The organism is Chryseobacterium sp. HNCC26DJ239 (assembly GCF_057180445.1).
This window is the reverse complement of the sequence record NZ_JBXUGJ010000005.1, coordinates 407,912-421,474: the sequence shown is the minus strand read 5'-3', so window position 1 is coordinate 421,474 and position 13,563 is coordinate 407,912. Positions and strand designations below refer to the sequence as shown.

The following is a 13,563-nucleotide window of genomic DNA, read 5'->3' as shown; positions in this document are numbered from 1 at the left end:
GACGGTCAAAGGTTCGAAATCGAAGATTCGGCGAAGACAATCCTTTCGCGCTCACTTGAAATTGTGAGTTTTTTTGTTAAATACGGAGTTTTGATAGGATTCCATCCTATCCTTTAATAAGCCGTCCCTTCGGGACTTTAATTTTGTTTTACAATGATATAATTTTCAAACATTTAACTTTATTTTGATTACTTTCTTCTTCAACAATATCATCAAAAAAAAGGCGAACACTCAATTGAATGTTCGCCTTCATATATATTTTTTGGCTTAAAAATATTACGGATTTGTTGAAAAAATAGAACCATTAGCAATTAATGCTCTTCTGTTCATTTTCAAGATATCTCTTACCCATTCTGCGAAATCTTCCGGTTGAAGAACTTTGTCAGGATTTCCATCCGTTAAACCGCCTTGAATAGACATATCTGAAGCAATTGTACTCGGCGTTAAAGTAATCACACGAATGTTTTCTTTTCTCCATTCTGCCATCATCGATTGTGATAAAGAAATCACCGCAGCTTTTGATGCTGCATAAGCCGACATGTTTGGGCCACCTTTCAAACCAGCTGTTGAAGCTACGTTTACAATATCTCCAATACCATTTTCTTTCATGAAAGGGTAAACTGCTTTTGCAGCGTAATACACCCCGAAAAGATTGGTTTTTATTACTTGTTCCCAGGTTTCAGACGACATATTTTCGATGCTTCCGAAATCACCAATTCCTGCATTATTAATCAAAATATCTACACCACCCATTTGCTGAACAAGAGATTCAATTCCTGCTTTTACATGAATTTCGTTATCTACCGAAAAAACTGCATAAAAACTGTTAACACCAGTTTTTTTGATTTCGTCCACAGTCATTTTAAGATTCTCTTCATTTCTTCCTGTGATTGCAACGTTTACGCCTTCATTCGCCAAAGCCAATGCTACAGCCTTTCCTAAACCTCTTCCACCTCCTGTAACGATTGCATTTTTACCTTTTAAAATCATAATTTAGTTTATAAATTTAACGGTACAAAAATACTAAACAATTGTTTAACAAAAGAATAAATCCAATTTATTTGGTCTATACAAACGATTGCACTCTGAAAAAACCGAAACCGGCAACATTTCTGAAGCCGGCCCCAATTGAAGTATAGTAAAATTGAAATTCTAAGGAATAAGAACAGCATTCTGTACCTCAAATTCGTCTTCTGCAGAGAATTTGTTTCCGTACATATCGGTTGCTCTTACCTGAACCTTATGTTTTCCTAGGGTTAATTTATTCCCAAATCCGCCAGTCCAAATATGTTTAGACAATTCCGGGTTAGAAGGTCTTCTTCCTGGGAATAATTTTTCTGTACTGTCCCATTTTAGAACAGATTCTACAAAACCAGGGTCGAAAGTTTCTGTATATTCCATTTCTTTCCATTCGCCTCCGTCGATACTGTACTCTACTTTGTCTTTTTTACTTCCCATAAAGAAGTTTACTAGTACTTTTGCAGAGGTTTTTGAAGGAAAAGGAATTACTTTAGGAACATAAAGATTGATTTGATAATCTTCCGGTTTGCCTGCTGTTTTGTATTTAATTTTATATTGATTATCATTAAAACTGATGAACGAATATCCTTTTGCAGTACCATCTCTCATCGTTGTTGTTGGCAAGCCAGCTTCGTCTGGAGTTCCCGATTGCCAATCTCCACAAGTAGTTCCTACATTGTATTCGTGAAGCTCTTTTTCGCCATTCCAACCTTCAGATTTTCCATAAAATAATTGTTGCTGAATGTGCGTATGTGCTGATAAAAGCAAAGCATTTTTAAACGGAGAAAGTGCATTAAACATTCTTTCACGGTCTTCATTTCTGAAATTATCTTCATGGTTATGAATCCAAGGAATATGGAAGGAAACCACAACTAATTTGTTTTTTTCTACATGCCTCAAATCGTTTTCTACGAAAAGCATTTGATCTTGGCGGAATCCTCCCCAATATCCTTTCCCATCTCTTGGGTCTGGATACAAAATATCATCAAGAACGATGAAATGAACGTTTCCATAGTTGAAAGAATAATTTGCCGGTCCAAAATTCGCTTCAAAAGTTTCATCTGAAAGGAAATCTTCTTTTGCATCGTAGTTCATATCATGATTTCCCATCACATTATACCACGGCAAACCAATTTCTTTCATCGCTTGCTTGTAAGGATTTTGCAGATTGAGATCATCCCAAACCAAATCTCCTAGAGATATTCCCAATACCGCTTTCTGCTTATTATCTTTCACTTCATTTACAATTCCTCGCTTGAAGTAATCAAGTTCTTTTGCAGTTTTCGGTTGTGGATCACCAAACACAAGGATGTCGAAATTTTTGCTTTCGTTTTGTTTGTTCAAAGGGAAGTTAATTTCCTTTGGCAATGCTCCAGTCGGCATACTTCCTTTATATTCGAAATGAGAAGGCGAACCGTTTGGCTTGTATTGATAATAATATTTTGGAAGATTATTTTCTGACAAAGGCACTTGATAACCCGAAGGTTTAATCACAAAAATCGTTTGCCCATCGATTACAGGAAGAGAATATTTTCCGTTTTTATCGGTTTTCACCACCTGAACTCCATTGGAAACAGCAACATTTTCCAATCCTTTTTCACGGCTGTCTTTCTTTTGGTTTTTGTTTGAATCTTCAAACACATAACCTGATGCAGAAGTCTGCGCCAAAGCCACTGAAGAAACCAATAACGCAGGAATGATATATTTTAAATTCATTTTAATTAGGATTATTTTTAATACGACTTATTTATTCCACCACATTTTTGTGTTGATATTATCACCACCCATTGCCTGACTTGCCGCCACATAGTTGTCGTAATTCTGAATTTTTGTATTGGTAGGATAAAGCATTCTTTGTGGCATTTGCCCATTATTGAAAAGCCCTCCATTATTTGGCAAGACAGGGAAACCTGTTCTTCTTTGCTCGTACCATTGTTGCTGATCTACAAAAAACAGCCCTACATACTTTTGCAGCATAATTCTTTCTAATGTATTATTATAAGCAACTTTAGGATTAGAAAAATAATTTGCAGGAACTGTTGCCCCCCATTGTTCAAGAGTTGCTTTTACTCCGTTTTCATAAAATGTTTGTGCATTTCCTGAAATCACCCCTTTGAAAGCTAGTTCAGAAAGGATAAACTGAAGTTCTGCATAAGGCATTACTAAAATTTTTAATGGCGCTTTTGCCAAATTTTGATTAAGATTTGAAGGCTGATAATTGAATGTTGAACCTAATGCATATCCCGAAGGAGCACCTTTGTAACCTATATTTGCGTTCGATGGAATAGATTTAGCCTGCGTAAAAAACATACTTAATCTAGGGTCATTATTATCTACCAAAGTTTGTGTAAAAAATTCTCCTGAAGCTCTGTAAGCAGTAAAATCTTGCGGCCTTGCTATAGGTGGTAAAAGTGGCGCTACACCAGAGATATCCAAAACAGCTCCTTCTGCATTATTCTGAAAAACTGGATACGTTGTAGGATTATTTACGATCTCGGTGATTCTTTGGTAAACATCTACCTCTCCGTTTCTTTTCAAAATTCTGGTTAATAATCTTAATGAAAGAGAATTGCAGAACTTCTTCCATTTCAAAATATTGGCGGCATTAGAGTTGGCTTGATAAAAAAGATCTGTTTCAGACAGTGCTTTTGTTGTATCAAAAAGAGCGTTTGCAGCTTTCAGATCATCCAAGAGAGAAACATAAATATCTTTCTGGCTATTATATTTTGGCTTCATGATGTTTTCTTCCAACTGTAATGCTTCTTTCATCGGAACATCTCCAAATGTATCGGTAAGATTAGCCATAATCCAAGCATTCATCACCTTAGAAATCGCAAGATAATTTGCGTTGTTTTCTTTTTCTGCAGCCGTTTTTAGTTCCTGCACTTGCTTTAGCCATTTATAGCTCGTATTCCAATATCCGTTCCCTGTAGTTTCTGTAAGATAATAACGGCTCACAGTATTTCCTTCACTTGGAAAATCTAATGCAATCTGCATAATGTCGAAAGTAAAATCGTCTGCTCTATTGTATCCGTAAGATGCCATTGCGTATTGTACTGGAGCAAGAAAGCTTCCTACCGAAGGTTTTTGAATTTTACTCGTATCATTGTTTATTTCTTCGAAAGATCTTTCGCAAGAGTTTAAGCTAAATAATGATAAAGCTAAGGTGGTTGATAAAATTATTTTTTTCATAATGATGATCTTAGAATTTTAAATTAACTTGAAAGCCTACTGTTCTTGCAGAAGGCAACTGCCCTATTTCTGCTCCAGGAGTAATGGTAGAGTCATTCAGAGAAGCCACTTCAGGATCAAACATTGGGAACTCTGTCCACATCCAAAGATTTTTACCGAAAATTGCCAAAGTAAGTTCTGTAAGTTTTAGCGGCGCGATAACGTTTTTAGAGAATGAATAAGCGATTCTTGCATCTCTTAATTTCACAAAAGAAGTATCGAAAGTATTGGTTTCAATATTGGCACGTCTGTAATAGTCTCCGTAATATGCTGCCAAACCAACCGCTTTTGTGTTAGGACTGTACGTTCCGTCTGCATTAAGTACAACACCTTGTCCTACGATGGTTCCAGAAGGGTTATCTCTTCCCATTAATGTATGCTGAAGTTTACCCTGCTCAGACATTTTATGATGCGTTTGCGAATACGCCATCCCACCGTACTGACCATCGAATGAGAAACTTATTGTAAAGTTTTTGATTTTAAAATCATTCTGTAGACCAGCTCTCCATTTCGGGAATGCGTTGCCTACTTTTTCGATTTTATCTGGTCTTGCAGGCAAACCGGTTGTCGCATCATATACCACTTCACCATTGGCATTTCTCACTAATTTGAAACCATACAAATCTCCCAAAGAACCTCCTATAACTGCATTGTAATACAATACACCTGCAACAGTAGAGATTGTATATCCGCTTTGTCCTGCATATTCATCTGGAAGAGATAATATTTTGTTTCTGTTCAAAGACCAGTTTCCACTTACATTCCAGCTAAAATTTTGGGATTTTACAGGTATTGCGCTTAAACTCATCTCTACCCCTCTGTTTCTGGCTTTCCCTGCATTAATAATTCTGCTAGAATACCCACTTTCTATAGGTACAGTAACAGGAATTATCTGATTCTCTGTATCATTTTGATAGAAGGTAAGATTATAATTCAACCTGTTTTTGAAAAAGGCAAAATCCATCCCTGTTTCTATATTGGTATTTTTCTCAGATTCTAGATTAGGGTTAGGATACATATCCGGAGTAATAACCGAACCAATAAAATCGCTTGGTGTATAGTATTTATCTAACTGGTAAGGCAATCCTGCAATACCTACTTTAGCCCAAGAAGCTCTAAGTTTCCAGTAATTAAATTTAGAACCAGATAATTTAAAAATGTCTGATAAAATAAAACTCGTACTTACCGACGGATAAAAGAACGAACGATTTTCTTTAGATAAAGTCGTACTCCAATCATTTCTTCCTGTAATGTCTACAAAAATTTTATTATCGTAGTTGGTACTTAATAATCCGTACACACTATTCATCTGTTGATCGCTTGGTCTTGGAACCTTCGTTATTAATGAAATTGCGTTGTTTAAACTATAATCACCAGCAACCTTCAAACCTTCTGCTCGGTAATCATTAGAAACATATTCGTTATAACGCACACTTCCACCAGCATTGGCTGAAATATTAAATTTGTTGAAATTCTTTTTAAAGGTAAAAAGTAAATCATTATTGAATTCATTATTTCTAATGTATTGCTCACGATAAAAACCTTTCAGGTAATTGGCAGAACTGTACGGTCTTTTTGTAGTTCTCATTTCGTCTAGCATTTCGATACCCGATCTCATCATTACGCCAAAATTCTTGTTAAAATCATAGTTTGCCGTAATATTTCCGGTAATCATCTTCTTTTTAACCCCGTTTAGCATTTGATAGGCAATAAGGTAAGGATTATCGATAAACGAACTGAATGGATGAATTTGATCTACCTCTACCTGCCCTGGTTTCCAGATTGGTTTGTACCAGGCTAAATCTACGTTCGGATTTTGGAAGATCATAAAATATGAAATCGACTGGTTGTTGTACCCTGTAGCCGGAAGATTATCACTTTTCGTATTAGCGTAATTGAATTTTGTTGAAATTCTAAACTTATCTGTAAGCTTGTGATCTAATGAAAATGCTGCATTAAAACGGTCGAAACCTGTATTGGGCATCATCCATTCATTTGCAAGATAGGTAAGAGAAGCTCTATACTTCGTTTTATCTGTACTGCTTTCTATAGCTACATTATTGGAAGATGTAGTACCTGTTTGCCAAAAACCTTTAATATTATCTGTGTACGGTCTCCACAACTGTCTTGTTGCACTTTGCCCCATCACATTCGGATCATACTGAAAATAATACTGTCCATCAAATTTTGGCCCGAAAGCACTACTTGTACCTCCTGTTGAAACTCCATCTGCGGAAGCTCCATAAGAATAGAAAAACTGACCCGCAGAATTCTTTGCTAAAGTTCCTTGCCCATATTCGTACTGATAATCTGGCCATTTTAATACAGAATCAAAACTTAAAGAAGAGTTGAATGATACATTTACTTTACCATTTTTGGTTTTCCCAGATTTTGTGGTAATCATTAACGCTCCGTTGGCTGCTCTAGAACCATAAAGTGCCGCAGCAGAAGCTCCTTTTAATACTGTAACAGATTCAATATCATCGGGGTTTATACTGTTTAGACCATTTCCTAAATCAATAGGCAAATCTCCACCAGTTCCTGCTCCATAAGCCGCAGTTCCCGTTCCTGTAGTAGAGTTACTCAACGGAACTCCATCTACTACAATAAGTGCATAATTTCCATCTAAGCTAAAAGATTTTTCGCCACGCAAAGTGATTCTTGATGAGCCAAGTGGTCCCGCATTCGTACCTTGTACTTTTAACCCCGCAACACGACCTTCCATTGCTTGTGCCCAGTTGTTGTTTTGAATATTTTCAAAAACTTCAGAATTTACCTTTTCTGCCACATATCCAAGAGACTTATCCTGTCTCTTAATTCCTAAAGCTGTAACCACCACCTCATCGATGGTTTTCACACTGTCTTTTTTTGCTTTTTGCTGCGCCGCAACATTAATGCTCAGTAATCCTAGAAGCGATAACGTGACGACCTTTTGAGTAGTTTTACGCATTTCAATTTTTTATTGCGCAAAATTAGACGGACTTACCCAGGATGACTTTAACAGAGTTTTAACATATTTTAAAAAGATATTAAACGCTATATGAACGTACTGTGAAAACAAAAACATATCCTATTGATTTATACTCTTTTAGAGACATTAATAATATTTAATGCTCTGCATATTATTTTGAAATCATATCTTTATTTTCTGGCTACAAAACACAGAAATGCCCTTCAAATACAATTGAAAGGCATTTTGTTTAAAATCTAATATATATAAAAGTAAAAATTTACTGAGTTTTAAAAACGTCTGGTGTATTGGTGGTAACAAACTTTAGGCCTTGTTGTCTTAATTTTTTGAAAACTTCAACATCATTTACTGTCCAAGCGTTGGTAATTAACCCTAAAGCATTTGCCTCAGAAATCCAAGTAGGGTTTTTCTCGAAAACTGAAAAGTGATAATCCATCCCATCTAAACCAGCTTCTTTAATTTCTTTAGGCGACAATTCACCTCTCAAATACTGAACTTTAAAGTCGGGCGCCAACTTTTTTATTTCCTTACAAATATGCAAACTGAAAGAAATATATTCGCATTGAGATTCAAGCTTCATATCTTTAATCATGTTGATGGTTTTTTCTACCATTTCATTTTCAAGAGCTTCTGTTTTCGCAGGTTTTATTTCAACAATCATTTTTACAGATTTATCTTTTTTACCGGCTTTCAAATAATCTTTCAAAGTAGGATACTTTTCACCGTTCGAAAGTTTTTCTTTTGCTAAATCTTTAAAATTGGTTTCAGAAATCTCCATTTTCCCGTGATGCTCGTCGTGATTAATCACCAAAACACCATCTTTCGACATTCTTACATCGAATTCTGAACCGTAAATTTTCAAATGCTGCGCATTTTTCAATGACGTGATTGAGTTTTCGGTTGTTGGAGGTTGCGTGTTAAAAAAACCTCTGTGCGCGATAATCTGAGTTTGAGCTTTCAAAGTAATAGTTCCTAATAATGCTACTCCTAATATAATATTTTTCATAAGAATCAAATCTATTTAATTGAGATGCAAAAATAAAGCAGTTTTTGTTATAATTGTTTTAAAGGTATCTGAATATTTCATCAACACAATATTAAAATTTCTAGAGTACATTCTAATATTATCTTATTATTTTTGCCAAAAACAATACTTTTCCAATGTCAGAAAACATTCAGCAGAAAATAGAAAGACTTCGCCACGAACTGGAGCAGCACAACCAAAATTATTACCTTCTAGATGCGCCAAGCATTTCAGATTACGATTTTGATATGCTTTTAGAAGAGCTTCAGGATTTAGAAGCAAAACACCCTGAATTTTATGACGAAAACTCTCCCACGGTACGTGTTGGAGGCGGAATTACGAAAGTTTTCCCTACGGTTCAGCATCAGTTTAGAATGTATTCTCTCGATAATTCTTACGATTTTGATGACCTTGAAGATTGGGAAAAAAGAATCATAAAAACTATTGACGAACCCGTAGAATTTGTTGCGGAACTGAAATACGACGGTGCTTCCATTTCTATTTTGTACGAAAACGGAAAATTGTCTCAAGCCGTTACTCGTGGTGATGGTTTTCAAGGAGATGAAATTACGGCGAATGTAAAAGCGATTTCAGACATACCGTTGAAGCTTTCGGCAGATTTCCCTGAAAGATTTTTTATGCGTGGCGAAATTTATTTAACCCGAAAAAACTTCGATAAAATAAATAAAGCGCGTGAAGAAGAAGGTTTAGATTTATTTATGAACCCAAGAAATACCGCCAGTGGAAGTCTGAAAATGCAAGACAGCGCAGAAGTTAGAAAGCGTGGGCTTTCGGCGGTACTTTATCAATTTATTTCAGAAGAATTTCCTACAGAAACGCATTGGGAACTTTTAGAAAAATCTAAATCTTGGGGCTTCAGAACTTCACAACAGGCGAAATTGTGCAAAACACTTCAGGAAGTAAAAGATTTCATCACCTATTGGGATACAGAAAGACACAACCTCCCTTTTGAAATCGACGGAATTGTACTGAAAGTAAACTCGTTACAACAACAAAGACAATTGGGCTACACCGCAAAATCGCCACGTTGGGCAATGGCATATAAATTTAAAGCCGAAAAAGTAGAAACCGAATTACAAAGCGTTTCTTACCAAGTCGGAAGAACCGGCGCCATTACTCCTGTTGCCAATTTGAAACCCGTATTATTGGCGGGAACCATCGTAAAAAGGGCTTCTCTTCACAACGAAGACATCATCAAAAAGCTAGATTTACACGAAAACGATTTTGTTTTCGTAGAAAAAGGAGGCGAAATTATCCCCAAAATTGTTGGCGTAAACACAGAAAAACGAAGCGCAGAAAGCCAAGAAATTGAATACATCAAAAATTGCCCGGAATGCGGAACTGAACTGGTAAAAATTGAAGACCAAGCGATACATTATTGTCCGAACGAATTGCATTGTCCGCCACAAGTTGTGGGTAGAATGATTCATTATGTTTCTCGAAAAGCCTTAAACATCGAAAATCTAGGCAGCGAAACCATTGAGCAATTGTACCGAGAAAAACTGATTGAAAACCCTGCAGATTTCTATGCTTTAACCAAAGAACAACTGCTTCCATTGGAAAGAATGGCTGAAAAATCGGCACAAAATATTATTTCCGGGATTGAAAAGTCTAAAGAAATTCCTTTTGAAAAAGTATTATTCGGAATCGGAATAAAACATGTGGGTGAAACCGTTGCTAAAAAATTGGTGAAAAACTTCCCAACGATTGAAGATTTGAAAAATGCCACAGCTGAAGAACTTTGTCAAGTAGAAGATATTGGAATAAAAATCGCTGAAAGCATCGTAGATTTCTTCGCAAATCCTGAAAATATTCTCATGCTTGAACGCTTGAAAAATTATGGCGTTCAATTGGAAAAAGGTGAAAACACCAACGAAGTTTTATCGAACGTTTTAGAAGGAAAAACCTTTCTTTTCACAGGAAAACTATCTCTTTTCACCAGAGAACAAGCCGAAGAAATGGTAGAAAAACACAACGGAAAAAACATTTCCGCGGTTTCAAAAAACCTCAACTATCTTATCGTAGGCGAAAAAGCCGGAAGCAAACTGAAAAAAGCCCAAGACATCGGAACCATCACCATCCTAGACGAGCAACAGTTTTTGGATTTGATTGGGTAGTAAACTCATGATTTTTACAAAAACGCTTTCAGGGTTTGAAACCCTGAAAGCGTTAATTCAAAAAGTTTTTTTTCAAAAGAATCGGAAAAAACAGTGAGTATTCTCTCAACAATGATAAAAGATTCTCTGAAAACATTACTACTGTCAATAATTTTTGATTAGGTATAAATACGTAATATACAGTAAAAACTAAAATTTTCTCTTAAATAGGACATTCCAAAAGAAAACATCGTTTATATTTGTAACAAAAGAAATTACAAATTGCCCGTCACCAAAATGCAAAAATTGTTTCATTTTTATGTGAATATCATGCGCTTGGAAGAGAAAGAAGCCGAATATCACATCAGTAAATTCGAAAAAATAGAAATCCCGAAGAAAACAAACCTCACCAATGCCGGAGAAGTAGAAAACTATCTTTACTTTATAGACCAAGGAATTGTAAGGTTTTTTATTAATAAATCTGTAAAAAACGAGGTTAAAGAAATTACATTTTCTTTCACTGCAGAGAATTCTTTCACCAGTGCTTACGATTCTTTTATCACTAGAAAACCAAGTGTATACAGTATTCAGACCTTAAAAAAAACCACAGTTTACAGAATACATTATAAAGATATTCATAACCTCTACAATACCACCCAAGTAGGAAATTACCTGGGAAGAATTTCTGCAGAACAACTTTATGTAAAAAAAGCACAAAGAGAAATTGCCTTTCTTCTGTATTCCGCAGAAGAAAGATATCTTAACCTCATGGAAACTTTCCCAGAATATATACTGCAAATTCCGTTAAAGTATATTGCTTCTTATTTAGGCGTAACTCCGCAAGCGTTGAGCAGAATAAGGAAGAGAATTTTTTAACCATGATTCATTTCTTAGCCCACTAAAACGACGTTTCTTTGCAAATAAAAAACTTTAAATTTTAGGATCTAAAAACACTAAAAAAACACAGTGCCCTTTCTGAAGAAAATTCAGAAGGGTATTTCTTTTTTCAGACCACTTTAAATGCGTAATTTAGGCGAAAATTTTTATAATGATAAGACGTAATATTCTTATTGCTTCTGCATTCTTCAGTTTTTCTCTAGGAATAGCACAGCAATACGGCGGAATGTGGATCCCAACTGAGCTGAATGAAAAAGAAATGAAAGATCTTGGGATGAAAATCTCTGCCAAAGATATTTTCAACACAGAAAAACCAAGTATTAAAGATGCGGTGGTACAGTTCAACGGAGGTTGCACCGCAGAAATTATCTCTCCAAAAGGTTTACTTTTAACGAATCACCATTGTGGTTATGGGCAAATTCAGGCGCATTCTACCGTAGAAAACGACCTACTTTCTAATGGTTTTTGGGCTAAAAACATGGAAACTGAACTTCCAAATCCAGGTGTAACTGTAGATTTCATTGTAGATATTAAAGAAGTTACAGACCAGGTTTTAGAAGGAAACCCAAATCTTGATGCAGCAAAAATAAATGCAAACATCCAGAAAGTACAATCTACCATCAAAACCGAATCTGGGCAGAAAGTGGTAGTAAAATCGATGTATTACGGAAACAAATACTACGCTTTCGTTATCGATACTTTTAAAGACATCCGATTAGTGGGTGCACCGCCACAAAGCATTGGTAAATTTGGTTCGGATACCGACAACTGGGTTTGGCCAAGACATACGGCAGATTTTTCGATGTTCAGAATTTATGCAGATAAAAACAACAGACCTGCAGAGTATTCTAAAGACAACGTGCCTTACGTTCCGAAACATTTTCTTCCGATTTCTATAAAAGATAAAAAAGAAAATGATTTCACTTTTGTATTCGGTTTCCCGGGAAGAACTACAGAATATCTTCCTTCGATTGCGGTAGATAAAATCATGAAAGAAACAGACCCTGCAAGAATTGCAGTGCGCGATGTAGCTTTGAAAACTTTAGATGAAAAAATGCGTGCAGACGATGCAACTCGTATTAAATACGCTTCTAAATACGCTTCTGTTGCCAATTACTGGAAAAAATGGATTGGCGAAGTTGAAGGTTTAAAAAAATCTAATGCGGTACAAAAAAAAGCAGCTTATGAGCAGACTTTAATCTCTAAAAATTCAGAAATTAAAGCGACTTTAGACCAGCTTACTCAACTTTACAACGAGCAAGCTCCTTATGCTTTAAACAATGCTTACTACACAGAAACCATTAGAAATGCTGAAACTTTAACATTGGCAAATCTTTTCTCAGGTTACATTTCTGCCGTAGAATCTGGAAAAGCAGACCAAAAAGCAACAGAATCTTTCAAAAACCGTCTTGCTGCTTTCTACAAAGATTACAGTGCAGAATTGGATGCAAAAGTAACGGCGAAGCTTTTAGCATTGTACGCCAATAAAACTGAGGCAAAATTCCTTCCTACAGGTTTCGACCAATATAAAAATGAAGCTCAAAATCTTCAAAATATCGAAACTTTATCGAAAAATTCGGTAATTACAGGTCGTTCTACAGTAAACGGAGCAAGTCTTTCTTCTGATATTGATAAAGCTTTCTCGAACCAAGAACAATTGGTAAAAGCAATTAAAAATGACGAAATTTATAAGCTTCTCTTAAACTTAAAAGAAACTTATTCAAAAACTGCAGACGGAAAATTTACTTCTTTACAGTCTCAAATAGATGTGCTTCAAAAGAAATTTATGGCACAGCAAATGGCAACCGATAAGGATAGAAAATTCTTCCCAGATGCCAATTCTACAATGAGAGTTACGTACGGAAAAGTAAAAGGTTCTTCGCCAAGAGACGCTGTAAAATACGATTATCAAACGCATTTAGCTGGAGTTGTAGAAAAATATGTTCCTGGAGATTACGAGTTTGATGTTCCACAGCAATTACTAAACCTTTACAACAAAAAAGATTACGGAATTTATAAAGACCAAACCGGCGACGTTCCTGTTGCATTTACGGCAACCAACCATACAACTGGCGGAAACTCTGGTTCTCCGGCTTTGGATGCGAAAGGTAATTTGGTAGGTTTAAACTTCGACAGACAATGGGAAGGTACGATGAGCGACATCAATTACGACCCAAGATTCAGCAGAAATATTATGGTAGATACGAAGTATATTCTCTTCATCATCGATAAATTTGCCAATTCTAAATGGTTAATCGACGAAATGAAAGTTGTAAAATAATTTTCTGAAACTTAAAATAATT

The 13,563-nt window shown here is 35.7% G+C and carries 8 protein-coding genes; 3 read left to right on the top strand and 5 right to left on the bottom strand.

Annotated elements, in window-relative coordinates:
• Nucleotides 1–276 precede the first annotated feature (276 nt).
• From AC2A1D_RS13575 to AC2A1D_RS13555, 5 genes are all read right to left on the bottom strand, one after another.
• Complete coding sequence (locus AC2A1D_RS13575; protein ID WP_484044123.1) at nt 277–990, bottom strand: 3-ketoacyl-ACP reductase; 714 nt, start codon at nt 988–990, stop codon at nt 277–279.
• A gap of 162 nt (nt 991–1,152) precedes the next feature.
• Nucleotides 1,153–2,736, bottom strand: coding sequence for a calcineurin-like phosphoesterase C-terminal domain-containing protein (locus tag AC2A1D_RS13570; protein WP_484044122.1), 1,584 nt, complete (start codon nt 2,734–2,736; stop codon nt 1,153–1,155).
• Nucleotides 2,737–2,763: 27 nt separating this feature from the next.
• Complete coding sequence (locus AC2A1D_RS13565) at nt 2,764–4,212, bottom strand: SusD/RagB family nutrient-binding outer membrane lipoprotein (protein ID WP_484044121.1); 1,449 nt, start codon at nt 4,210–4,212, stop codon at nt 2,764–2,766.
• 10 nt (nt 4,213–4,222) lie between these two features.
• Complete coding sequence (locus tag AC2A1D_RS13560; protein WP_484044120.1) at nt 4,223–7,201, bottom strand: SusC/RagA family TonB-linked outer membrane protein; 2,979 nt, start codon at nt 7,199–7,201, stop codon at nt 4,223–4,225.
• A 280-nt stretch (nt 7,202–7,481) separates the two neighbouring features.
• The gene (locus tag AC2A1D_RS13555; RefSeq protein WP_484044119.1) at nt 7,482–8,228 is read right to left on the bottom strand and encodes a glycerophosphodiester phosphodiesterase family protein; all 747 of its coding nucleotides are present in this window, start codon (nt 8,226–8,228) and stop codon (nt 7,482–7,484) included.
• A gap of 155 nt (nt 8,229–8,383) precedes the next feature.
• On the opposite strand from AC2A1D_RS13555, the gene ligA reads away from it, so the two are divergent.
• From ligA to AC2A1D_RS13540, 3 genes are all read left to right on the top strand, one after another.
• Nucleotides 8,384–10,384 (top strand): NAD-dependent DNA ligase LigA, encoded by a 2,001-nt coding sequence (gene ligA / locus AC2A1D_RS13550; RefSeq protein WP_484044118.1) that lies wholly within the window; start codon nt 8,384–8,386, stop codon nt 10,382–10,384.
• 276 nt (nt 10,385–10,660) lie between these two features.
• Nucleotides 10,661–11,239, top strand: a complete 579-nt coding sequence (locus tag AC2A1D_RS13545) for a Crp/Fnr family transcriptional regulator (protein ID WP_484044117.1) — start codon at nt 10,661–10,663, stop codon at nt 11,237–11,239.
• Nucleotides 11,240–11,411: 172 nt separating this feature from the next.
• Complete coding sequence (locus AC2A1D_RS13540) at nt 11,412–13,541, top strand: S46 family peptidase (protein ID WP_484044116.1); 2,130 nt, start codon at nt 11,412–11,414, stop codon at nt 13,539–13,541.
• Nucleotides 13,542–13,563: the final 22 nt, after the last annotated feature.